The 24,133-nt window shown below is 38.5% G+C and carries 16 protein-coding genes, 1 other RNA gene and 4 pseudogenes; 16 read left to right on the top strand and 5 right to left on the bottom strand.

All coding sequences use genetic code 11. The annotated features are described in order from the left end of the window. Nucleotides 1–163 precede the first annotated feature (163 nt). Nucleotides 164–1,537, top strand: coding sequence for an ATP-dependent RNA helicase DbpA (dbpA, locus tag BHE89_RS04670; RefSeq protein ID WP_069368575.1), 1,374 nt, complete (start codon nt 164–166; stop codon nt 1,535–1,537). Between the two features lie 77 nt (nt 1,538–1,614). On the opposite strand, the gene ampG is transcribed toward dbpA, so the two are convergent. Together ampG and BHE89_RS04680 are read right to left on the bottom strand one after the other, a co-directional pair. Beyond that, complete coding sequence (gene ampG / locus BHE89_RS04675; protein ID WP_069368574.1) at nt 1,615–3,135, bottom strand: muropeptide MFS transporter AmpG; 1,521 nt, start codon at nt 3,133–3,135, stop codon at nt 1,615–1,617. Between the two features lie 55 nt (nt 3,136–3,190). Next, nucleotides 3,191–3,769: a YajG family lipoprotein gene (locus BHE89_RS04680; protein ID WP_069368573.1), complete on the bottom strand. Its 579-nt coding sequence runs from the start codon at nt 3,767–3,769 to the stop codon at nt 3,191–3,193. A gap of 341 nt (nt 3,770–4,110) precedes the next feature. On the opposite strand from BHE89_RS04680, the gene bolA reads away from it, so the two are divergent. From bolA to BHE89_RS04725, 9 genes and pseudogenes are all read left to right on the top strand, one after another. Then, entirely contained in the window at nt 4,111–4,425 is a 315-nt protein-coding gene (gene bolA, locus BHE89_RS04685) for a transcriptional regulator BolA (RefSeq protein WP_069368572.1), read from the top strand. Nucleotides 4,426–4,747: 322 nt separating this feature from the next. After that, on the top strand, nt 4,748–6,052 hold the full coding sequence (gene tig, locus BHE89_RS04690) for a trigger factor (protein ID WP_069368571.1): 1,305 nt from the start codon (nt 4,748–4,750) through the stop codon (nt 6,050–6,052). Nucleotides 6,053–6,310: 258 nt separating this feature from the next. Then, the gene (clpP, locus tag BHE89_RS04695) at nt 6,311–6,934 is read left to right on the top strand and encodes an ATP-dependent Clp endopeptidase proteolytic subunit ClpP (RefSeq protein WP_004245088.1); all 624 of its coding nucleotides are present in this window, start codon (nt 6,311–6,313) and stop codon (nt 6,932–6,934) included. Nucleotides 6,935–7,077: 143 nt separating this feature from the next. Further along, nucleotides 7,078–8,350: pseudogene (clpX, locus tag BHE89_RS04700) on the top strand (ATP-dependent protease ATP-binding subunit ClpX). A 259-nt stretch (nt 8,351–8,609) separates the two neighbouring features. After that, nucleotides 8,610–10,971 (top strand): annotated as a pseudogene (gene lon, locus BHE89_RS04705) (endopeptidase La). Between the two features lie 215 nt (nt 10,972–11,186). Continuing rightward, nucleotides 11,187–11,462, top strand: coding sequence for a nucleoid-associated protein HU-beta (gene hupB, locus BHE89_RS04710; protein ID WP_036911695.1), 276 nt, complete (start codon nt 11,187–11,189; stop codon nt 11,460–11,462). A gap of 475 nt (nt 11,463–11,937) precedes the next feature. After that, nucleotides 11,938–13,815: a peptidylprolyl isomerase gene (gene ppiD / locus BHE89_RS04715; protein ID WP_069368568.1), complete on the top strand. Its 1,878-nt coding sequence runs from the start codon at nt 11,938–11,940 to the stop codon at nt 13,813–13,815. 308 nt (nt 13,816–14,123) lie between these two features. After that, a complete protein-coding gene (locus tag BHE89_RS04720) occupies nt 14,124–14,426 on the top strand; it encodes a ComEA family DNA-binding protein (protein WP_286145893.1) in 303 nt (100 codons plus the stop codon). A 323-nt stretch (nt 14,427–14,749) separates the two neighbouring features. Beyond that, on the top strand, nt 14,750–15,154 hold the full coding sequence (locus BHE89_RS04725; RefSeq protein ID WP_069368567.1) for an acyl-CoA thioesterase: 405 nt from the start codon (nt 14,750–14,752) through the stop codon (nt 15,152–15,154). A gap of 135 nt (nt 15,155–15,289) precedes the next feature. On the opposite strand, the gene queC is transcribed toward BHE89_RS04725, so the two are convergent. Next, nucleotides 15,290–15,988 (bottom strand): 7-cyano-7-deazaguanine synthase QueC, encoded by a 699-nt coding sequence (gene queC / locus BHE89_RS04730; RefSeq protein WP_069368566.1) that lies wholly within the window; start codon nt 15,986–15,988, stop codon nt 15,290–15,292. Nucleotides 15,989–16,144: 156 nt separating this feature from the next. On the opposite strand from queC, the gene BHE89_RS04735 reads away from it, so the two are divergent. The 5 genes and pseudogenes from BHE89_RS04735 to amtB all read left to right on the top strand — a co-directional run bounded on the left by BHE89_RS04735 (nt 16,145) and on the right by amtB (nt 22,070). Continuing rightward, nucleotides 16,145–16,606: an Lrp/AsnC family transcriptional regulator gene (locus BHE89_RS04735; RefSeq protein WP_036911686.1), complete on the top strand. Its 462-nt coding sequence runs from the start codon at nt 16,145–16,147 to the stop codon at nt 16,604–16,606. A 55-nt stretch (nt 16,607–16,661) separates the two neighbouring features. Then, nucleotides 16,662–18,407 (top strand): SmdA family multidrug ABC transporter permease/ATP-binding protein, encoded by a 1,746-nt coding sequence (locus tag BHE89_RS04740; RefSeq protein ID WP_069368565.1) that lies wholly within the window; start codon nt 16,662–16,664, stop codon nt 18,405–18,407. Further along, nucleotides 18,394–20,181, top strand: a complete 1,788-nt coding sequence (locus BHE89_RS04745; RefSeq protein WP_069368564.1) for a SmdB family multidrug efflux ABC transporter permease/ATP-binding protein — start codon at nt 18,394–18,396, stop codon at nt 20,179–20,181. The genes BHE89_RS04740 and BHE89_RS04745 overlap by 14 nt, the downstream gene beginning before the upstream one ends. Before the next feature lie 243 nt (nt 20,182–20,424). Continuing rightward, nucleotides 20,425–20,763: a P-II family nitrogen regulator gene (locus BHE89_RS04750; protein ID WP_069368733.1), complete on the top strand. Its 339-nt coding sequence runs from the start codon at nt 20,425–20,427 to the stop codon at nt 20,761–20,763. 12 nt (nt 20,764–20,775) lie between these two features. Beyond that, nucleotides 20,776–22,070, top strand: a pseudogene (amtB, locus tag BHE89_RS04755) (ammonium transporter AmtB). Between the two features lie 42 nt (nt 22,071–22,112). Here amtB and tesB read toward each other — a convergent pair. Continuing rightward, complete coding sequence (gene tesB, locus BHE89_RS04760; RefSeq protein WP_069368562.1) at nt 22,113–22,988, bottom strand: acyl-CoA thioesterase II; 876 nt, start codon at nt 22,986–22,988, stop codon at nt 22,113–22,115. 368 nt (nt 22,989–23,356) lie between these two features. Here tesB and ffs point away from each other — a divergent pair. Then, nucleotides 23,357–23,453, top strand: an RNA gene (gene ffs / locus BHE89_RS04765) — signal recognition particle sRNA small type. A gap of 420 nt (nt 23,454–23,873) precedes the next feature. On the opposite strand, the pseudogene BHE89_RS04770 reads toward ffs, so the two are convergent. Then, a pseudogene (locus BHE89_RS04770) lies at nt 23,874–24,056 on the bottom strand (Hha/YmoA family nucleoid-associated regulatory protein); the annotation flags it as partial. Between the last annotated feature and the right edge of the window lie 77 nt (nt 24,057–24,133).

Here is a 24,133-nt window from a genome sequence, read left to right on the forward strand (position 1 = left end):
GATTAAGTGTTTACTTGCGGTTTTTGGGGTAGGAAAAAAGGAAGTTAAAAAAGAAAAGAAGAATAAGGTGGAAAGAATGGCGTAAAAAATACCTCACGACACAGGAATAAAGGGATAGTATCATTAGCCAATATTCGTTTTTATCTTACTTGGAATTTTTATTGTGACCTCATTTGCTGAACTTAACGCACTTCCTGCAGAACAACTCGCTAACCTTAATGAATTGGGTTATCTCACTATGACCCCAGTTCAAGAAGCTGCTTTGCCCGCTATTCTTGAAGGAAAAGACGTTCGCGCTCAGGCAAAAACAGGCAGCGGTAAAACGGCTGCTTTTGGTTTGGGACTTTTGCAACACATTGATGCAAAAAAGTTTAATACTCAATCACTTATTTTATGCCCAACGCGAGAACTTGCTGATCAAGTTGCAAATGAATTACGTCGTCTTGCTCGTTATCTTCCAAACATCAAAGTATTAACGCTGTGTGGTGGTGTTCCATTTAGTATCCAGCGTGATTCATTAATACATGCTGCACATATTATTGTGGCAACACCTGGCAGATTGCTTGATCACCTAAAAAAAGAGACGGTCACTTTAGATGATGTGAAAACATTGGTATTGGATGAAGCTGATAGAATGTTGGATATGGGATTTTTTGATGATATCAACGATATTATTTCTCGTATGCCTACGGCACGCCAAACGTTGCTTTTTTCTGCAACTTGGCCCAATGAGATCGCAACAATTAGCCGTAAGATCCAGCAAAATCCAGTAACTATTGAAATCAATTCTGTTGATGAACTTCCTGCTGTTGAACAGCAGTTTTATGAAATATCTCGTCATGGAAAAATTGGATTGTTGCAAAAGCTGTTAAGCCGTGAGCAACCTGCTTCTTGTGTTGTATTTTGTAATACGAAGCGAGATTGCCAAGATGTGTATGAAACACTGACAGAAAGTCATCAAAGTGTGCTCGCTCTACATGGTGATATGGAACAAAGAGAGCGTGACCAAACGCTTATTCGCTTTGCTAATGGAAGTTGTCGTGTATTAGTCGCAACAGATGTTGCGGCTCGTGGACTTGATATTAAAGCGTTAGAGATGGTGATTAACTACGAGTTGTCGTGGGATCCTGAAGTACATGTTCATCGAATTGGTCGCACAGCCAGAGCGGGTGAAAGTGGATTGGCAATTAGTTTTTGCGCGCCAGAAGAAATTCAGCGTGCTAATGCTTTAGAAGAGATGCTTCACTTAAAGATAAATTGGTTGCCAGTACCTACTGGGCTACAAATTATGCCTCTTGAAGCAACGATGGCAACATTATGTATTGATGGTGGTAAAAAAGCCAAAATGCGTCCAGGTGATATTTTAGGCGCATTAACTGGTGATATGGGGTTCAATGGTGCCGATATTGGTAAAATTATCATTAACCCAACACATGCTTATGTTGCTGTAAAACAATCTATTGCAAAACAGGTCTTGAAACAGCTGCAACAAGGTAAAATAAAAGGTAAAACCGTAAAAGTGAGATTGTTTAGATAACTCTATTTACTAAGAATATAAAAAGACAGCTTAAGCTGTCTTTTTTATGGCGCATATACATTGATAAGGTAATAAAATTAATATGTTGTTTTCTTAAGGGCTAAATAATCGAGTATTGTGCCAAATACAAGGCTTACCGCACCAACAATGACACCGTATAAAAAGAGTGTTGACGCCCAAGAACTTAATCTATCAGTATCTATTGATTGAATATAATTCACAGACTGGAACATCTCTAAAGTAGGTAGTGAATTTATTACCACAAGAATTAAACTGCAAATAAAGAAAAGAACCGTCAGCATCAAGCCATAAATAGCAAAGCGGTACTGTTTAATAAATAACGTTCTTCTAAGAAATTCACCTGTTTTTTGTGTGTATATAAGTGTATTTTTCGAAATCAACAGTAAGATAAGACCGGGTACAGAAGCCGCAATAGAAAAAAGGTAAAATGCTTCCCAACCATGGCTTTCAACATACCAGCCAGCAACGGGTCCAACATAAACACGACCAATCGCAGAAAGAGCCGAGAGCAACGCAAATTGTGTTGCTGAAAAGGAGAGATGACAAAGTGTCATCAGAAGGGCAACGAATGCGGCGGTTCCCATTCCGCCACAGATATTTTCAAATGCAACTACTGCTCCCATGCTATAAATACTTTGCTCAGAAACCGCTAAATACCAATAACCGATATTTGAACCACCTTGCAAAATACCAAAAATCATCAGCGCCTTAAATAAACTCCAACGTCGCATTAATAAACCACCTAATAATGCCCCGATAATAGTGGCTGCAAGTCCAAGTGTTTTATTCACTAATCCAACTTCACCTGCATCAAATCCAGCACCGCGTATAAGAAAAGTGGTACTTAAACTTAGGGCAAAGGCATCGCCCATTTTATACAGCACAATAAGCAGTAAAATTAGCCAAGCATTATTACGAGAGAAGAATTCATATAAAGGTTCAATAACAGCTTCATAGAGTGTTCGTGGCGGTTTTACAGTTGTTTCTGGCTCTTGGGCAAGTAGTGTCGCAATAATACCAATTCCCATTAAGGCTGCCATTAACCAATACATATTTTGCCAGCCAATATATTTATCCGCTAACCAAAGCGCCATACCTCCAGAAACAAGCATGGCTATGCGATAGCCTAATACAGAAACAGCAGCTCCTGTACCACGCTCATCAGCTTTTAATATATCTGTTTTATAGGCGTCAAAAACAATGTCTTGTGAAGCAGAGCAAAAGGCAACAATGACAGCTAAAGAGGCAAGCCACCATAAATGATCATTAGGATTTAAAAATCCCATTCCTGCAATACCAAGCACTAATCCTATTTGAGTAAGCAACATCCATCCTCGGCGACGACCAAGAAAAGAAGGGGTATAGCGATCCATAAATGGTGACCAGAGGAATTTAAAAACATAGGCTTGTCCCACCAATGAGAAAAAACCAATGGTTTTTAAATCGATATCTTCTACTGTCATCCAAGCTTGTAATGTGCCTGCTGTTAACGCCAGCGGTAATCCAGAAGTAAAGCCAAGTAATAGAAGAATAAATGATTTATACCAAGTGGTTTGTTTGAAGGCGGGCTGAACCATGCAAAATTCCTTTCAACGACCTGTTTGAGATAACAGGTCGTTTATGCTAATAAAATTAACGAGCGTTAGATTTGATAAATTGACTGACTGAAGCGTCTTTTGCCATATCGCCAACAAGTTCACTTAAGACATTGTTAATCGCAGCGGCAATTTTCTCATTAGTTGCACCAAATGGACCTTGAACATTGTAGCTAGTACGGAATGTTTTGGTATTAGAACTGCCATTTGGCAAGGTGACGATAACGGAAATGTCCGCTTTTGCACTGATATTATGACGAACACTTCCTTCACCTACGTCTGCATTGAGTTTATTGATAACAATAATCACATCCGCAGAAGCAGGGGAACCTATCATAAAACCACGAGCGACCATTTGTTTTTGTAAAACTTCTTGCATTAAAAATGCAATATCACGAGTTGGGACAAGGACTTCTAATTTACCGTTGCGGTTGATTTCCGCTAGGTTTTTAGATGCACGTTTGTCTTGGCTTGAAATATTCAGCGAAATAGGGCGCATTGTTGGATCGGCCGCAGGGACTGACATCACAGGCTCAATAGACAGTTTGTTACTAGGGGTTGCACAACCTGAAAGGAGTGTTAATGCAAAAACAGCACAGAGTAAATTTTTAATCATGAGGTAATCTCGGTTAAATATGTCTGTTGTGTTAACGAGTAGAATAGGCTTTAAACTTTAGCCTATCATACCACTGCTGATAGGTTGCTAATATCCCCTTAACGGACGAAATTATCTGATTTTATCAATTGATTTTATTTCAAATTACTCTCATTTCTGCCCATGTATATTGACAATATTCGGTCAATGGTTTTACTCAAGATGAAAAATAAGCGATTATCATCAGCAAAATTAAAAAGAATAAGTCCATCATGTTGTATTGATAAAGACTCAATCAATATAGTCTGGTTGACTTATTTTTTATTCACCATGGTATAAAGGCTAGAGTATTAGGGGTAGAGATGATCCGTGATGATATTGAGAATAAGCTGATTTCACGCTTTTCACCGCATTTTTTACAAGTAATAAACGAAAGCCATCGTCATAATGTGCCCGAAGGCTCTGAAAGCCACTTTAAAGTCATTATCGTGAGTGATGATTTTAATGAGAAACGTCGTGTTTCGCGCCATCGTGATGTGTATCAAACATTAGCTCATGAAATGGAAAATGGTGTTCATGCATTAGCATTACACACCTTTACTTTGAGTGAATGGAATGAACAGCAGGATAAAGCGTTACGCTCTCCTGGGTGTCGTGGCGGAAGCCAAGAAGATTAACAACCTTATCGTTAATCGTGAGTAAATAGATCTTAAGATGCGTATTTTTTTGTTCTTTATAGCGGAAAAAAGGGGAGAGTTGCTCGATTTTATGAAAAAATTGAGGAATAAAACGGCTCTTTCTCGACTCAACCCCTCTAGATCGTTATAATGTCGCGTCTAATTTTCAGTAAGGTTTCGGGATGCTTCTGATATCAGGGATCCTCGTTTTTTTAAATGTGGCGGCCCCGGTTCTGAAAGGAAAATAAACCTAAACATGTCAACATCATGTTAGTTTCCTTTAAAGTAGACCGAGCACTAAAACTTATTTTGAGGTAACAAGATGCAAGTTTCTGTTGAAACGACTCAAGGCCTAGGGCGTCGTGTCACAATCACCGTACCAGCCGCTGATATCCAAACTGCTGTAGACAGTGAACTGAAAAAAGCTGCTAAAACTGTTCGCATTGATGGTTTCCGTAAAGGTCACGTTCCAATGTCAATGGTTAAACAGCGTTACGGTATGTCAGTACTGAATGATGTTCTGGGTGATCTGATGCAGCGTAATTTCATTAACGCTATCATCGAAAACAAAGTAAACCCAGTTGGCGCGCCTGATTACAAACCAGAGCAATACAAAGAAGGTGAAGACTTTGTTTACTCTGTCGAATTCGAAGTTTTCCCAGAAATCGAACTGAAAGATCTGGAAAGCATTGAAGTAGTAAAACCTGTTGTTGCTGTTAAAGACGAAGACGTTGATAACATGTTAGAAACACTGCGTAAACAACAAGCAGAGTGGAAAGACAAAGACGGCGAAGTTGCAGCAGAAGATCGTGTAACTGTTGATTTCAACGGTTCTATTGACGGTGAAGAATTTGAAGGCGGAAAAGCTGAAGATTTCGTACTGGCAATGGGTCAAGGTCGTATGATCCCAGGTTTCGAAGAAGGCGTTATCGGTCATAAAGCGGGTGAAGAATTCACAATTGATGTGACTTTCCCAGAAGATTACCACGCTGAAAATCTGAAAGGTAAAAAAGCACAATTCGCTATCAACCTGAAAAAAGTTGAAGAGCGTGAACTGCCAGAATTAACTGAAGAATTCATTAAGCGTTTTGGTATTGCTGATGGTTCTGTTGATGGTTTACGTGCTGAAGTGCGTAAAAACATGGAACGTGAACTGAAAAATGCAATCCGTACTCGTGTTAAATCACAAGTTATTGATGGCTTAGTGAAAGCAAACGAAGTTGACGTACCAGCAGCCGCTGTTGACAGTGAAATCGAAGTTCTGCAACGTCAAGCCGCTCAACGCTTTGGTGGCGACGAGAAACAAGCTCTGCAATTACCACGTGAACTGTTCGAAGAACAAGCTAAGCGTCGTGTAATCGTTGGATTACTGTTAGGTGAAGTGATCAATAGTAATGAACTGAAAGCAGAAGACGACCGTGTGAATGCACTGATCGACGAAATGGCTTCAGCTTATGAAGATCCATCTGAAGTTGTTGAGTTCTACAACAAGAACGAACAACTGATGAACAATATCCGTAATCTTGCGTTAGAAGAGCAAGCGGTAGAAAAAATCTTAGCAAATGCTAAAGTAACTGAAAAAGAAACTAACTTCACTGAACTGATGAACGAAGTTCAAATGGGTTAATTTTTAACCGCGAATATTGGTTTTAAGCAAAAACCCGTGGTTTTTTACCACGGGTTTTTTTCAGTTTGTATGTATTTATCAAATTTTGCCTTGAAATTACAGCGATTATCTCCAGATAATTCTATATTCTCTGTATCACTCCTCGCGAGGCGCCTTGAATGTCTTGTGAGAGATTGGATGATTAAAAATGGTCATGATCAATTATCTCAAGTAAAATTGTTGTCATTGGCACCAATAAGAATGCAATAGGAGACAGATATGTCATTTAACGACACACAGGAACAATTCGCACCTAATATGGCTCTGGTGCCGATGGTTATAGAGCAAACTTCGCGAGGAGAGCGTTCTTACGACATTTACTCTCGTTTATTAAAAGAACGTATTATTTTCCTGACTGGCCAAGTTGAAGATCACATGGCTAATCTTATCGTTGCTCAAATGCTCTTTTTAGAAGCAGAAAATCCAGAGAAAGACATCAACCTGTATATCAACTCACCAGGTGGTGTCATTACGGCGGGTATGTCTATTTATGACACGATGCAGTATATCAAAGCAGATGTTAGTACCATTTGTATGGGGCAAGCGTGCTCAATGGGGGCTTTCTTATTATCTGCTGGTGCGAAAGGCAAACGTATTTGCTTACCTAACTCTCGTGTGATGATCCACCAACCATTAGGTGGTTACCAAGGTCAAGCAACAGATATTCAAATTCACGCCCAAGAAATTTTGAAAGTAAAATCCCGTATGAATGAGTTAATGGCTCAACATACAGGTAAATCTATTGAAGAAATAGAAAGAGACACTGAGCGTGATCGTTTCTTATCCGCTAACGAAGCGTTAGAATACGGATTAGTAGATAAAGTCTATACTCAACGTAGCTAATCATTACACGTTGTAATAGTAACTGAATTAATACGTTTCCTTTGTGGGCTAATAATGCATGGGAAACGGCTATCAATATTTATGTAAAAAAGACTTTCTTCTTCTTATATATGATATGAAGAATAACTAAGTGAGGTTGACTGATGACAGATAAGCGCAAAGATAGCTCCGGGAAGCTTCTGTATTGCTCTTTCTGCGGTAAAAGCCAGCATGAAGTAAAAAAAATTGATCGCTGGCCCGTCGGTTTATATCTGTGATGAATGTGTCGATCTTTGTGTTGATATCATTCGTGAGGAAATAAAAGAACTGGCACCTCATCATGAACGCAGTGAATTGCCAACGCCACATGAAATCCGTAAGCACCTTGATGACTATGTTATCGGTCAGGAATTGGCTAAAAAAGTGCTGGCTGTTGCCGTTTATAACCACTATAAACGTCTGCGTAATGGCGATAAAGCCAATGGTGTTGAGCTAGGGAAAAGTAATATTTTGCTGATAGGCCCTACTGGTAGCGGTAAAACGTTATTAGCAGAAACATTAGCACGCTACCTTGATGTTCCTTTTACTATGGCAGATGCCACAACGCTGACAGAAGCGGGTTATGTGGGTGAAGATGTTGAAAACATCATTCAAAAACTGCTACAAAAATGCGATTACGATGTGCAAAAAGCGCAACGTGGTATTGTTTATATTGATGAAATTGACAAGATCACCCGTAAATCTGAAAACCCATCAATCACGCGTGATGTGTCTGGTGAAGGTGTACAGCAAGCATTATTGAAATTAGTCGAAGGCACTGTCGCTTCTGTTCCACCTCAAGGTGGACGTAAGCATCCACAACAAGAGTTTTTACAAGTTGATACTTCTAAGATCCTCTTTATTTGTGGTGGTGCATTTGCAGGGCTCGATAAAGTGGTTGCACAGCGTTTAAATACACATTCAGGTATCGGTTTTGGTGCAGAAGTCAAAAGCCAAAATGAGAAAGCTAGCGAAGGTGAGCTATTAGCCCAAGTTGAGCCAGAAGATCTGATTAAATTTGGTCTTATTCCTGAATTTATTGGGCGTTTACCTGTTGTTGCAACGCTAGGTGAATTAAACGAAGAGGCGTTAATTCAAATTTTACAAGAACCTAAGAATGCATTGACTAAGCAGTATCAGGCCTTATTTAAATTAGAAGGTGTAGATTTAGAATTCCGTAAGGAAGCACTGACGGCAATTGCGAAAAAAGCCATGGTACGTAAAACGGGGGCTCGTGGTTTACGTTCGATTGTTGAAGCTGCATTACTTGATACGATGTATGACCTTCCTTCATTTGAGCATGCAGAAAAAGTGGTCATTGATGAAGGCGTGATTAATGGAAAATCTGAGCCACTGGTTATTTATAGCCAGCCAGAAAATCAGGCATCAGGTGAATAATGCATCGTAATTTGGCAATGTCTCTTGTCTGACATTATCTTGTTTTCTCTCAAAATAAGAGGGAAATTTAAGATAAGGCGCGCCAACGCAATTAAAATGAGGGAATTTTCCCTCATTTTGTTTTTTTAATGGCTAATGCTATTGAATGTCAGAAAAGTGCCCTTATATATTTTGACAATCCGTGGAATTAATTTTATTTGGTGACATGCGAATAAAATTACCTGTAAAAGCGTTAAGCTAAAAACGAAGAGAGAGCTCTATGAATCCTGAGCGTCCAGAACGTATTGAAATACCTGTATTGCCATTACGTGATGTCGTTGTATATCCGCATATGGTGATCCCGTTGTTCGTTGGTCGTGAAAAATCTATTCATTGCTTAGAAGCTGCGATGAACGACAACAAACAAATTATGCTGGTTGCGCAGAAAGATGCATCTACTGACGAACCAGGTGTTAATGATCTTTTTTCTGTTGGTACAGTCGCGTCTGTTTTACAGATGTTAAAATTGCCTGATGGAACAGTGAAAGTCCTTGTTGAAGGTATTCGTCGCGCCAAAATTACGACGTTATCTGACAATGGTGAATATTTTCAGGCAAAAGCAGAATACCTTGAAACACCAGCTGTTGATGAGCGGGAACAGGAAGTCTTAAATCGTACGACAATTAATCAGTTTGAAGGTTATATCAAGCTGAATAAAAAAAATTCCGCCAGAGGTATTAACCTCATTACATGCTATCGAAGAATCAGCGAAATTAGCAGACACCATTGCTTCTCATATGCCGCTGAAATTGAAAGATAAGCAAGCTGTACTTGAAATGTCTGATGTTACAGAACGCCTTGAATATTTAATGGCGATGATGGAATCAGAAATCGATCTGCTGCAAGTTGAAAAACGCATTCGTAACCGCGTTAAAAAGCAGATGGAAAAGAGTCAGCGTGAGTATTATCTCAATGAGCAAATGAAAGCCATTCAAAAAGAATTAGGTGAAATGGATGATGCACCTGATGAAATGGAATCGCTGAAACGTAAAATCGATGCTGCTAAAATGCCAAAAGAGGCAAAAGAGAAGACAGAAGCGGAACTTCAGAAATTAAAAATGATGTCGCCAATGTCGGCAGAGGCTACGGTTGTACGTAGTTACATTGATTGGATGGTTCAAGTTCCTTGGAATAGCCGTAGCAAAGTTAAAAAAGACTTAGTGAAAGCACAAGAAGTTCTTGATACTGACCATTACGGTTTAGAGCGTGTCAAAGAGCGTATCCTTGAATATCTCGCGGTACAGTCTCGTGTTAGCAAAATTAAAGGGCCAATCTTGTGCTTGGTAGGGCCTCCGGGTGTAGGTAAAACCTCACTGGGTCAATCTATTGCTAAAGCAACAGGCCGTAAATATGTGCGTATGGCGTTAGGTGGTGTACGTGATGAAGCTGAAATTCGTGGTCACCGCCGTACTTACATTGGTTCGATGCCAGGTAAATTAATTCAGAAAATGGCGAAAGTTGGCGTCAAAAACCCACTTTTCCTGTTAGATGAAATTGATAAAATGTCATCAGACATGCGAGGCGATCCCGCTTCTGCACTGTTAGAGGTGTTAGATCCAGAGCAAAATATCGCATTTAACGACCATTATTTGGAAGTTGATTACGATCTGTCTGATGTTATGTTTGTGGCGACATCTAACTCCATGAATATACCGGCACCGTTGTTAGATCGTATGGAAGTTATTCGTTTATCTGGTTATACCGAAGACGAAAAATTGAATATCGCTAAGCAACATTTGTTACCAAAACAGATTGAACGTAATGCGTTAAAACCAAGTGAGCTGACAATTCATGACAGCGCAATTATGGGTATTATTCGTTATTACACGCGTGAAGCGGGTGTACGTAGTTTAGAACGTGAAATATCTAAACTATGCCGTAAAGCAGTAAAACAACTGCTCATGGATAGCACAATCAAACATATTGAGATTAACGAAGATAATCTCAAAGATTACTTAGGTGTTCGTAAAGTTGACTACGGTCGTGCTGACACAGAAAACCGAGTAGGAATGGTAACAGGACTTGCATGGACTGAAGTCGGTGGCGATCTACTGACTATTGAAACAGCAAGCGTGCCAGGTAAAGGCAAGCTAACATTTACTGGTTCATTAGGTGAAGTGATGCAAGAGTCTATCCAAGCGGCAATGACGGTAGTTCGAGCTCGTGCGGATAAACTGGGTATTAATGGCGATTTCTATGAAAAACGTGATATGCACGTACACGTTCCTGAGGGGGCAACACCAAAAGATGGTCCAAGTGCAGGTATCGCAATGTGTACTGCATTGGTATCAAGCCTAACAGGTAATCCTGTACGTTCTGATGTTGCAATGACGGGCGAAATTACGTTACGCGGACAAGTATTGCCAATTGGTGGGCTGAAAGAAAAGTTACTTGCTGCACATCGTGGTGGAATTAAGACAGTTCTTATCCCTGATGAAAATAAACGTGATTTAGAAGAAATTCCTGAAAATATTATTGCTGATCTGGATATTCACCCAGTGAAAACAATAGAGGAAGTTTTATCGTTAGCCCTGCAAAACTCGCCGTTTGGCATGGAAGTTGTGACTGATAAATCACACTAAAGAGTGATATTTGTCATAAATTATAGCTAAAAAAAAAGGCTGGATAAGTAATAAAAGCTTGCCAGCCTTTTTTTATGTCGCTAATTTAATGGCGATTTTAATTAAAAATGCTGTTTTATCGGTCTTGCTATATATAAAAAGGCTTGATATAACGACGTTTGCAAAATTTGCCATTAATGGCGAAAAATAACGCATAAAATTATGGGGATGAAAGCGTGAATAAAACTCAACTGATCGACAAAATTGCTGCAAATGCAGATATCTCAAAAGCGGCGGCTGGTCGTGTTGTAGATGCTCTGGTTGCTTCTATCACTGAGTCTTTACAAAAAGGTGATGATGTAGCATTAGTAGGCTTCGGTACTTTCACTGTACGTGATCGTGCAGCTCGTACAGGCCGTAACCCACAAACAGGTAAAGAAATTCAAATTGAAGCTGCAAAAGTTCCTGCATTCCGTGCAGGTAAAGGTTTAAAAGACGCAGTTAATCAATAATAGTTGAACCTATTTTCTGCCAATTGGTTATTAGCTTAACGTGATGGGTAAACAGAAAACGACTCAATTAAAAAATGAAGCGCATCTTTTTGAGGTGCGCTTTTCTTTTTTAGGTTATAAATCACGATTAAACCTTGTATTCTCTGGCGATAAGACGTGAAACTGAAGTAGTCATTTGATAGAATGACGCGTTGTTCTATAACTGAAATAGACAACAATGAATGATTCAGTGATGAGTTAAATGGCTATCGTAATCAATGAATCAAATAATGCTGTTTAGTTTTTTCTTAGTTATAGAAAGTGCGTGTTAAGACTGCGCATTAATACGGGACTGGCTGTTTTGAATGATTGTCGCGTGTCGCGACATTTTGATATTAAGCCAGCATGGGCACATTATCTTTTCGCTGTGCTCAAAATAGTCGTGTAACACCCATAAAAATAATTTTTATTTCACCAAACGGAGCCTCGTCTCGTTATGATGGACAACATTCGTTCCACTGCTAATAATCCATTTATAAAGATACTATTAGCTGTGATCATCCTCTCCTTCGTCCTAACTGGTGTGGGCGGATATCTCTTTAGTTCAGGCGTTAATGATGCTGCTGAAGTTAACGGATATAAGATTAGCCGTTCCCAATTAGAGCAAACTTATCAGCAACGTCGTGCTCAATTACAACAAGATATGGGTGAAAATTTTGCTGCTCTTGCTTCATCAGAAGAAGGTCAGAAACTTATTCGCCAACAAGCACTTGATTTACTGATCAACCAAGCATTGCTTGATCAATTTGCGCAAACTCTCGGTATTTCAGCGGGTGATCAGCAAATTAGAGAGGCTATTTTTGCTCTTCCTTACTTTCAAACTGATGGCAAATTTGACAATAAAAAATATGTCGATTTATTGAAAGGCAATAATATTGATGCTGATGCCTTTGCAGAAGGGATCCGTCAAAATCTTATTAATCAGCAATTAAAATTTTCTATCCAAGGTACGGATTTTGCCTTAGATAGCGAAGTTAAAGAATTTGCGGGATTAATGCTACAAAGCCGTAATGTGCGTTTAGCTTCATTAGATATTCAGCCATTCCTTGAAAAAGAAACCGCATCTGATGAAGAAGTAAAAGCGTTCTATGAGCAAAATAACGCAATGTTTATCGCGCCAGAGCAATTTAAAATTAGCTATATCCAATTAAATGCTCAAAAAGATTTTAATAATATCAACATTACTGATGAAGAAGCGAAGGCTTACTACGATAGTAATATTGATGAGTTCACGACAGCAGGACAGAAACAGTACAGTATTTTAGTATTAGCTGATGAAGCTGCAGCTAAAGCAGCAGAAGATGAGCTGAAAAAAGGGGCTGATTTTGTTTCATTAGTGAAAGAAAAATCTATTGATAGTTTTTCTAAAAAACAAAATGGTTCTTTAGGTTGGATAACTATCGGACAAGAGTTACCTGAGTTAGCTAATGCAAGTTTGACAGAAAAAGGCCAAATCTCTGCACCTGTTAAGATAAGCAATGGCTACGCTATTTTCCGTCTTGATGATGTCAAACAATCTGTTGTAAAACCCTTTGATGAGGTGAAAACAGATTTATTGGCAAAAATGCGTGAAAATAAAGCGATTGATGATTTCTTCGCATTACAACAAAAAGTGAGCCAAGCTGCATCTAATGACAACGACACATTAGCTCCTGCTGCTAAAGCGGGCAACGTGACTGTGGTTAATACAGATTGGTTTGATGAAAATACGGTTCCTGCACCATTAAATAATGAAAAACTCACCCAGTTAATTTTTGGTGGCTCATTAGTGGATGAAAATGGCCCAACAGGCATGAATTCAGACATGGTGACGTTAGGCAATGACAGTGCATTTATCGTGCGCGTAGAAGGTTATAAGCCTTCAGCAACCCAACCATTAGACAAAGTGCGTGATCAAGTGGTTATGCTGGTTAAACAGCAAAAAGCATCACAAGCAATGAATGCAGAAGCCCAAAAACTTTTAGCTGCATTGAAAGCAGGCAAAGGCGAAGAAGCACTGAAAGCGGCTAATATTTCGTTTGGTAGTGAAGAAAGCATTGTTCACTCATCAGCAACAGATGCAGTACAAACCGCTATTTTCTCTATGCCAAAACCGACTGAAGGCAAAAAAGAGTATGGTATGACTAATGTACCGGGTACTAAAGTCGTCCTTATTCAATTAGATAGCGTAACAGAGGGCAAACCAACATCTGAACAACTAGAGTTTATGACTAATCTCTATCGCGCTCAGATGGGGGAAGAGGCGTTACAACTTATGTTACGTGACCTCCGAGATAACGCTAAAATTGAAATTTTTGATAAAGACTATCAATAATCGAATTTGAGTTATTACATTAAAAACCCAGCATAACGCTGGGTTTTTTTATGGCGACTATTACTGATAATTTAAGCAAATAGCATCCTTCCTCGAAAAAATTTTATATTTGAGAGCAGCCCCAAACAATTTTTTTGTAATGTTTCTTTTATTCCTTTCTATTTTTCCTACCTCCTCGTAGTTCCCATTTTATACAATTGCCGATTTATCAAGATATTGGCATTCTTCTTCTGCATTCAGAAATCCTGTTTGCTATTGAATTTAAAGTTATTGAATTTAAAGTTATTGAATAAAAGGAAATTATGATTATGAAGATGGATAAAAAAATGTTGTCAGGTTTTATGGCCTCTATCTGCCTTGCTTTGGGATTAGGGCTTTCTCCTTTCTCTTATGCAGAAGAAGCCATCGCTTCAACACCAACGGTTTCTATTGAAACTCACTCATCAACTGCTCATGATGTTAAAGAAAACAAAACCAGTACAGAAGGTAAAGTTAATTTAAATACGGCAACACTAGATGAATTAATGGGATTAAAAGGGATTGGAAAAGCAAAAGCGCAAGCTATTATTGATTACCGCGAACAGCTAGGACGTTTTTACCACTATCGATGAGCTTGAAAAAGTGTTTGGAATTGGTATGAAGTTAGTTGAGCAAAATCGTGATTTTATCGTTATTAATTAAGGTATTCATTCTTATACGATGTTGAGTATAAGTGATAGTAGAAACGTGAATATTGATTGAAACTCCCTGTGTTTCTCTTTGATCTTTGTTTTGATAAGAGAAACACAGTTTTCTAGCATTTTTCTTTTTTTAAACGAAAACGAGATAAACCTATATCAGAAATTACTAAACTTATTTTCTTGACTATATTTAGGGTAGTACAAAAAAACTTTATAAAAAGTTTATTAGAATAATCAAGAGGTAATAAATTAATATGAGTACATTAATTAAAGTTTATGGTTTTCATTTAGATGTTTTTGAACATGTGAATAATGCACGTTACCTTGAGTTTTTAGAACAAGCCCGATGGGATTGGATTGAGCAACATTTAGATTTTGATTGGTTTAAGCGCAATGGCTTGGCATTAGTGGTTGCTAATATCAATATTAATTATCGCTTACCTGCAAGTTTAGGCGATGAGTTACTCATTGATTGTGAGATCGCGGAAGTGGGAATTAAAAGTGGCGTACTGTCTCAAAAGATCGTGAGAAAAAAAGATGGTGCACTTATCTCTGATGCATTAATTACTTTTGTTCTTGTTGATATTCATACAAAAAAAGCACTGACCTTAACAGAGCAGTTAAGAGAAAAGCTTGAATATGTACGTCAATCATCCTAATACGCAAAGAGAGTATTGGTGCTCTCTGACTAAAGGCATTCAGGCTAATCTGAAATGATTTAATGCAGTGATAATGTTTGATAAATTATCACTGCATAAGCGAAAAATGGTAGGGGAAAGTCGTCACTAGGATGATTATTTAAGACCGACTTTCCGTTTCATTGTCTGCATAATGAGTGTTTTATCAGCTAAATAGGTGTTTAATCCACGTTGTCTTAAATGACAAGCCGCACATTCACCACAGCCATCACCCTGAATACCGTTATAGCAAGTTAACGTTTCATGACGAACGAAATCTAACTTTTTATAGTAATCAGCAAGAGCCCAAGTTTCGGCTTTATCTAACCACATTAAGGGCGTGATAAATTTAATATCACGTGCAATACCTAAGCTAACAGCATGATTCAGTGCTTTTACAAATTCATCACGACAATCAGGGTAACCAGAGAAATCCGTCTCACAAACACCCGTGATGACACTCTCTGCACCAATTTGATAAGCATAAATTGCCGCTAAAGTGAGAAAAAGAATATTCCTACCCGGTACAAAGGTGCTTGGAATATCACTTTCTTCACTTTCTTTGAAATCAGGTACTGGGATATTGTCGCGAGTTAAGCTACTGATCGCGAGTTCATTGAGTAAACTTACATCTAAAACTTTATGCGCAGTTGCCCCTAGTAATTGACTCACTTTTTGTGCTACCTCAATTTCTTCTTTATGGCGTTGCCCATAATTAAATGTAATGCAATGGACTTCATCGTACTTTTCCAACGCTTGAATAAGACAGGTTGTCGAATCTTGTCCACCACTAAAGACAACGACCGTTTTTTTCATCAGAATACTCCTGAATATTGAATTTTTATAAGGATTAGTACGCACAAAAGTATATATATTATGGCAATTTATTACCGATTTATCATTAGGTGATTACTCTTATAGTCAGGGGCAGGTTATCATTATTTTGTAGGGGCATATTTTGAAGGAGTATTTATGTTAGATAAGATTGACCGTAAATTATTAGCGCTGTTACAGGAAGATTCAAGCCTCTCACTGAATACTTTGGCTGAGGCTGTTAACCTAACCTCAACACCTTGCTGGAAACGATTGAAAAGATTAGAGGATGAAGGGTATATTCGTAAGCGCGTTGCGTTGCTTGATAGTGAAAAAATTGGGCTAGGTCTAACAGTTATTGTTATGATTAGAACACAGCAACACAATAGCGAATGGTACGAACAGTTTGTTTCATTTGTTAAGCAAATGCCAGAAGTACTGACATTCTATCGAATGGCGGGTGAGTGTGATTATCTAATGCATGTTGAAGTAGTAGACATGAAAAGTTACGACCTATTTTATAAGCGTATGGTTAATGGCGTACCAGGTCTTATTGATGTGACTTCTAACTTCGCAATGGAAAAAATTAAATACACAACGGCAATGCCGATACCTGAATAAGGTTCATCTTTACCAACTGGCACTTTTATTTTTGTATAACCTTAGGATTTAAGGCGTGGCTCTATTTTCACAGCTCAGTTGGTATTTCCTTAGTGAATGGCGTCGTTATGTAGGTGCCATTTTCTTATTGATGGTTATCGCCGTATTACAAGTGATCCCTCCAAAGATTGTTGGGATCATTGTAGATGGTGTCGATAGCCATAGTCTGACGTTTAGCCAAGTGATGAATTGGATTGGCGTGATGGTATTAATTGCCCTCGCGGTTTATCTTTTGCGTTATGTTTGGCGTCTTTGGTTATTTGGTGCATCTTATCAATTAGCAGTAAAACTGCGGATGCAAATTTATCAACAACTTAATCAACAATCCTCTTCTTTTTATCATCGTTATCGTACAGGTGATTTAATCGCACGTACTACCAACGATGTGGATAAAGTGGTTTTTGCCGCGGGTGAAGGTGTACTGACCTTAGTAGATTCTATGGTTATGGGGCTGGCAGTGCTTGTCATGATGAGTATTCAGTTAAGTTGGGAATTGACACTGATTTCATTACTACCCATGCCAATCATGGCGATTTTGATTAAGCGATATGGTGATAAACTACATAGTCGCTTTAAAACAGCACAGGCACTCTTCTCTTCGCTTAATAATCAAGCACAAGAAAGCTTGAGTAGTATTCGCATGATCAAATCATTCGGACTAGAGCAACAGCATGCCTCCCGTTTTGATGATGTGGCAAAAGAAACTGGACGCCAAAATATGCGTGTTGCAAGAATTGATGCGCTATTTGATCCTACTATTTTTATGGCTATTGGTTTTGCTAATTTACTCGCGGTTGCGGGTGGTAGCTATTTTGTTATTAATGGCAAAATGACATTAGGTGAGTTAACCAGCTTTGTGATGTATTTAGGGCAAATGATCTGGCCAATGCTGGCTTTAGCATGGATGTTCAATATTGTTGAGCGTGGCAGTGCGGCTTATAGTCGAATTAATAGCTTATTAAATGAAAAACTCGATATGGTTGATGGTGAATTATCACCCAAGCAAGGTCGAGGTGTGTTATCCGTTGATATCAAACGTTTTCAATATCCAGAGCAAACGACAGAAACACTGAAAAATATTCATTTCACATTATCACCAGGTGAAATGTTAGGTGTTTGTGGAATGACTGGGAGTGGGAAAAGTACATTACTGGCTGTTATTCAACGACTTTACGATGTGACTGAGGGTGAAATTTGTTTTCAATCTATACCTATTTATCAATTGAAACTGGATGAATGGCGAGCACGATTGGCGGTTGTTAATCAAACACCTTTCCTATTTTCAGATACCATCGCGGGCAATATTGCCTTAGGCCGTCCTGATGCAACCAAAGAAGAAATAGAGTCTGTGGCGAAACTGGCAAATATTCACGAGGATATTTTGCACTTATCTGAAGGATATCAAACACAAGTAGGGGAAAAAGGTGTGATGTTATCCGGTGGACAAAAGCAGCGTATTTCTATCGCCAGAGCACTCTTATTGGATGCTGAGATTTTATTATTAGATGATGCACTGTCTGCTGTTGATGGACAAACGGAATATCAAATTTTACAAAACTTGTCGCAATGGCGAAAAGATAGAACATTAATTATCAGTGCTCATCGCTTATCTGCATTAGTTGGTGCTACGAATATCTTAGTGTTAAAACAAGGTGAGATTATAGAGCAAGGTACACATCAGCAATTAATTTCAATACCGGGTTGGTATCAAGATATGTACCATTATCAGCAATTAGAGGCCGCGCTGGATGACGATGAATAAAAGTAAATCCGTTAAAGCGCTATTGCCTGCATTAAAGCGTCTTTTAACTTATGGTAAAACCTATCGCAAACCCATGACATGGGGTGTCATTATGTTATGGGCTGCTGCCGTAGCAGAAGTAGGTGGACCATTACTTGTGGGCTATTTTATTGATGCAAAAGTTGCCACGAATAATGTGGAGTTGATGTCATCATTGGGTCTAGCATTGGCTTTTATTCTTTTGCAAGTGATTGCCGCCACACTTCATTATTATCAAGCCATTGTGTTTAATCATGCTGCTGTCGGGGTCGTACAACAATTACGCACCGATGTAATGAGTGCGGCACTCAAACAGCCATTAAGTGCTTTTGATAATCAGCCTGTGGGGCAATTAATTTCTCGTGTAACAAATGATACTGAGACGATTAAAGATTTGTTCGTGAACGTTTTGCCAACATTATTCCGAGCGATTGCATTAGTGGTTGTAATGCTAATAGCCATGTTTTTATTAGAATGGCGAATGGCATTCATCGCGATGACTATCTTTCCTGCCGTTATCGGTGTCATGATGCTTTATCAGCGACTCAGTACGCCGATAGTCCGTAAAGTGCGTCATTTTCTCGCCAATATAAATGATGGTTTCCATGAAGTTATTAATGGTATGTCAGTTATTCAGCAATTTAGGCAACAAGCTCGATTTGGTGAAAGAATGTCAGATGACAGCTGGCAACATTATCAAGCACGTATGAAAGCGTTAAAACTTGATGGGCTGTTATTACGTCCTTTATTAAGTATGCTCTCAGCGTTGGTTCTGTGTGGCTTATTAATGTTATTTGGATATCAGGGCAGTGCAGTTATTGGTGTTGGGGTTATTTATGCATTTATCAGTTATTTAGGTCGATTAAATGAACCCTTGATCACATTGACATCACAACAATCGATTTTACAACAGGCAGTTGTTTCTGGTGAGCGTGTTTTTGAACTAATGGATGCGCCTTTACAGCACTATGGTTCATCATCGCATTCCATCACTCAAGGTAATATTGATGTTAATTCGCTTTGGTTTGCGTATCGTGATGAGCAATGGGTATTAAAAGATATCAATTTAATGATCCCTGCTCGTTATTTTGTTGCATTTGTTGGTCACACCGGAAGCGGAAAGAGCACTTTAGCCAGTTTATTAATGGGGAATTATCCTTGGCAAAAAGGGAATATCTTTTTAGATAAGCAACCATTAGAAGCCTATTCACATGCTGCATTGCGTAGTGGTATTGCAATGGTGCAACAAGATCCCGTTTTATTATCGGGTTCACTGCATGACAATATTACGTTAGGACGCGAATGTGATGAATCACATTTATGGCAGGTATTAGAAACAGTTCAACTGGATAAATGGGCTAAAGCCTTACCTGAAGGACTACAAACAGAACTTGGTGAACAAGGTAGCCGCTTATCTGCTGGGCAAAAACAGTTACTGGCATTGGCGCGTGTATTATTAATACCTCCTCGTATTCTTATTTTGGACGAGGCAACGGCAAATATTGACTCAGGAACAGAACAAGCCATACAGAAGGCGTTAAAAGTCGTTAGGAAAAAAACAACACTGATTGTTATTGCTCATCGACTTTCCACGATTATTGAAGCGAATGAAATTGTGGTGCTTCATCGTGGTGCAATTGTTGAGCAGGGCGATCATGCTAAGTTACTCTCGCAAAAAGGACGGTACTATAATATGTATCAATTACAGCAAGTTAGAGAGTCGTTACAAGATCAAGCGCCTGTTGAAGTAGAATAATAATCTTAAATAAAATATATCATTTTAGAGGGCACATCATTTTTATGTATGTGCCTTTTTGATTTCCCAATTATCTTACTTTTATCAAAATAGTCGTCGTATTTTTGCACCAACTCGGTGAACCTTTTCATTTAAATGATTTCAAAAATAAAATTTTATTAAAATATCAATGAGTTAAATAATGGCATGTCTTTTGCTTTTCTATATAGGCTTTTTTTCTTTCAAATATCGACGAGGTTTTATATGAAATATATCATCGCCATTATTAAGCCATTTAAATTAGAAGAAGTGCGAGAGGAGCTCTCTGAGTTAGGTATAAAAGGAATGACAATCAGTGAAGTAAAGGGATATGGACGACAAAAAGGACATGCGGAATTGTATAGAGGAGCAGAATACGAAGTTAATTTTCTCCCCAAAGTAAAAATAGAACTCGCTATTTGTGATGAGCAACTTGAGTCAGTTATGCAACTGATAATGCAAGCGACTGATACAGGGAAGGTAGGAGATGGGAAAATTTTTGTTTTTGAATTATTGCAGGCTGTTCGTATTCGTACTGGTGAGTCTGGTGATGAAGCACTTTAAAGGGGATATTCGATGAAACGCTTACTTTCTTTGCTATTAATGTTAGTGCTTACACATTTTTCTTCGTCTGTATTTGCGACTGAAACAACCATTGCTGATAAAGCGGATAACGGTTTTATGTTGATATGTACGGCTTTGGTCTTTTTTTATGTCTATACCCGGTATTGCTCTGTTTTATGGCGGATTATTAAGAGGGAAAAACGTACTTTCTTTGATCACGCAAGTAATGATGATCTTCAGTGTCGTTATTATTCTTTGGGTTACGTTTGGTTATAGTTTGGCATTTACTGCGGGTAATAAAATTTGGGGTGGGTGGTCACTTACTTTTTTTAAATAATGTATCACTAGATTCGCTCGCTGGTTCAATGAATCAGTATATACATATTGCGTTTCAAGGCTCTTTTGCTGTTATCACTGTTGCATTAATTATTGGAGCATTAGGAGAGCGCATTCGTTTTTCTGCACTACTTATTTTTACGATCATTTGGTTCACATTTTCTTATATCCCTATTGCGCATATGGTATGGGGAGAAGGCGGTTGGTTAATCGATGATGGTGCATTAGATTTTGCAGGGGGAACGGTCGTGCATATTAACGCGGCTATTGCGGCTCTTGTTGGTGCTTACTTACTTGGTAAACGAAGAGATAGCCAGCATACAGCACTTAAACCTCATAATTTGCCCATGGTCTTTACTGGTACAGCGGTACTCTATATTGGTTGGTTTGGTTTTAATGCAGGCTCTGCTGGCAGTGCAAATGCGATTGCGGCTTTAGCATTTCTGAATACAGTAATAGCAACTGCTGGAGCTGTACTTTCTTGGACAGCATCAGAATGGCTCACCAGAGGGAAACCTTCTATGCTGGGCAGTTGTTCTGGCTGTATTGCAGGATTAGTTGCGATTACACCCGCTGCTGGTACGGTCGGAATGATGGGCGCTTTATTTATCGGTGTCATGGGGGGGATCATCGGACTTTGGGGCGTCGTTGTTTTAAAGCGCTGGTTAAAAGCTGATGATGTTTGTGATGTTTTTGGTATTCACGGTACTTGCGGTATTGCTGGTTGCTTATTAACAGGGATATTTACGGCTTCATTTTTAGGTGGAGTGGGATATAGCGATGGAATGACACTCAGTAAACAAGTTGTAATTCAACTAATTAGTGTCGTGATCACAGTGATTTGGTCTGGTGTTGTCGCTTACACAAGTTTTAAAATTGCAGATAAGCTGGTAGGTTTACGTGTTACAGAAGAGGAAGAGCATGATGGATTAGATTTAACCACTCATGGTGAAAGAGCCTATCAACAATAATTGTCTATTCCCCCTCAATTGAGGGGGGAATATGCCAAGATATTATTTTGAATGTTTAGGCCGTTTTTGGCGAATAACGCCTTCTTGAACAGAAGAGGCAACGAGTTGACCATTTGTATTAAAGAATTTACCTCTAACAAATCCTCTCCCCCCCGATGCTGAAGGGCTTTCAATTACATAAAGTAACCAATCATCCACACGGAATGGGCGATGAAACCACATAGAATGATCAATCGTAGCGACCTGCAGACTTGTATCCATAAAACCTAAGCCATAAGGTTGTAGAGCGGTTGGTAGAAAATCAAAATCAGAAATATAACCAAGCAAGTATTGATGTAAGAAAGGATCTGATGGCATTTCACCACGACTACGATACCAAACATAGCGTTCAGCAGGTGCTTTAGAGTAGCCAAAAGGGCTAAAATATTGCACCGGACGCGCTTCAAAAGGCGTTTCTCGTAGTGCTAAAGATTTAATCGGCTCGGGTAATTTAGGCGCTAATTTCTTTAAAATCTCATGCTGTGAGATAAGTTCATTAGGAAAAGGCACATCTGGCATTGTATCTTGATGTTCAAAACCTTCTTCAAATTCTTGAAAAGAAACCGTCATATAAAAAATAGGTTTACCATGCTGAATGGCGCTGACTCTACGAGTACTAAATGAACCACCATCACGAATAAATTCTACATCATAAACGATAGGCTTATGGCTATCACCAGGACGTAAAAAGTAGCTATGAAATGAGTTGATATAGCGGTTATCCGCAATTGTCTGTTTTGCTGCGTATAGTGCTTGTCCTACAACTTGCCCACCAAAAACTTGAGGTAATCCTAAATCTTCGCTTTGACCTCTAAATAGGCCTTCTTCTATTTTTTCAAGTGCCATCAAATTAATGAGATCTTTCAATGCTTGACTCATAGTGTACCTGTATCATTCGATCTGGTTGTGTTTTAATAAAGTTGATTATATACAATCCTAAGGATATAAAAAAATAATCTCCTTTTTTATCTTAGAGAGTTATCTAATGATAAATGAACAGCGTTGATAAGATTATTGTTTATCATCTTATCTGGTACGTCGTAAAACCGATCCTTCAGGGAGTGGAAGATGTCAATGAATATCCCAGATGAATTTGTGAGAGGAAAAAGGCGCGTTTAAGGCAATTGAATAATCAGTAAGTGCGGATTTGGGTAATTAATCATCACTTAGGCTCGCTTTCCTTGCTATTTGGATCAGTTTAAAACATAATGCGTGACGTCTTAGCAATAAGACAATCTATGGGGTCTTGTTGGTTCTCCCGCAACGCTAACTTGTTAACTCGGTCAGGTCCGGAAGGAAGCAGCCATGGCAGGTGTCGCGTGTGCCGGGATGTCGCTGGCAAGGCCCCACCCAATTTCTAGCTCTTCGTAATTTCCAATCCTTCATAGCTATTATCTTCTAACATTTTTATTTTCTTTTATATCTTTACTCTTTATGCATGTTTTTTTGGGCATTATTTTCTTTGGATTTGAGAGTCAATATTATTGAATAGAAAATAGTATGCTTAATGTATCAATTTATTATTGGAAAATTTACGGTAGTGCTTATAAACGGAAGAAATATTTGGGGCAAAGGAGTGCAGTTCATGCCGTAATAAGTCAACGGCATGATGGTGTGTAATCATTCTACTGATAAGAAAAACGTGAATAAAACGATATCTAAATTAAGAAATAATAACCCTACTACTATAAAAAAATTAAAATAGCAAAAATAAAACTAAGGTAATTAAATAAAACTAGATTATCTTACAAATTTCCAAACAGACGCTGGAATTTTATCATAGAGTTTATTCATTGTGAGTTCTGCTAAAACGGTGGTCTGCGGCTGAATAAAAACAGCTCTAGCTCATCATCAGAGAGTTCATATTTATTTTTTTTCAATCACACGTTCTAATGTTTCGATTGAAGTACATTTTCTTAAACGCATTAGATAGTCAGTCTTAGTCATGTTGTCTTTTCTCTATTATTAAAATAAAACTAAAGATAATTAAAATTACTTAATATAACTTTTTGGGTTCTTGGCAA

Source organism: Shigella sp. FC1967 (assembly GCF_001743005.1).
Classification (GTDB): Bacteria; Pseudomonadota; Gammaproteobacteria; order Enterobacterales; family Enterobacteriaceae; genus Proteus.

Excerpts from the sequence above, each read along its gene's own strand:
- BHE89_RS04680 (WP_069368573.1), bottom strand. The coding sequence starts at position 3,769 with ATGATTAAAAATTTACTCTGTGCTGTTTTTGCATTAACACTCCTTTCA.
- tig (WP_069368571.1), top strand. The coding sequence starts at position 4,748 with ATGCAAGTTTCTGTTGAAACGACTCAAGGCCTAGGGCGTCGTGTCACA.
- BHE89_RS04725 (WP_069368567.1), top strand. The coding sequence starts at position 14,750 with ATGAGTACATTAATTAAAGTTTATGGTTTTCATTTAGATGTTTTTGAA.
- BHE89_RS04720 (WP_286145893.1), top strand. The coding sequence starts at position 14,124 with ATGAAGATGGATAAAAAAATGTTGTCAGGTTTTATGGCCTCTATCTGC.
- queC (WP_069368566.1), bottom strand. The coding sequence starts at position 15,988 with ATGAAAAAAACGGTCGTTGTCTTTAGTGGTGGACAAGATTCGACAACC.
- BHE89_RS04735 (WP_036911686.1), top strand. The coding sequence starts at position 16,145 with ATGTTAGATAAGATTGACCGTAAATTATTAGCGCTGTTACAGGAAGAT.
- BHE89_RS04750 (WP_069368733.1), top strand. The coding sequence starts at position 20,425 with ATGAAATATATCATCGCCATTATTAAGCCATTTAAATTAGAAGAAGTG.
- ampG (WP_069368574.1), bottom strand. The coding sequence starts at position 3,135 with ATGGTTCAGCCCGCCTTCAAACAAACCACTTGGTATAAATCATTTATT.
- ppiD (WP_069368568.1), top strand. The coding sequence starts at position 11,938 with ATGATGGACAACATTCGTTCCACTGCTAATAATCCATTTATAAAGATA.
- tesB (WP_069368562.1), bottom strand. The coding sequence starts at position 22,988 with ATGAGTCAAGCATTGAAAGATCTCATTAATTTGATGGCACTTGAAAAA.
- BHE89_RS04745 (WP_069368564.1), top strand. The coding sequence starts at position 18,394 with ATGACGATGAATAAAAGTAAATCCGTTAAAGCGCTATTGCCTGCATTA.
- clpP (WP_004245088.1), top strand. The coding sequence starts at position 6,311 with ATGTCATTTAACGACACACAGGAACAATTCGCACCTAATATGGCTCTG.
- bolA (WP_069368572.1), top strand. The coding sequence starts at position 4,111 with ATGATCCGTGATGATATTGAGAATAAGCTGATTTCACGCTTTTCACCG.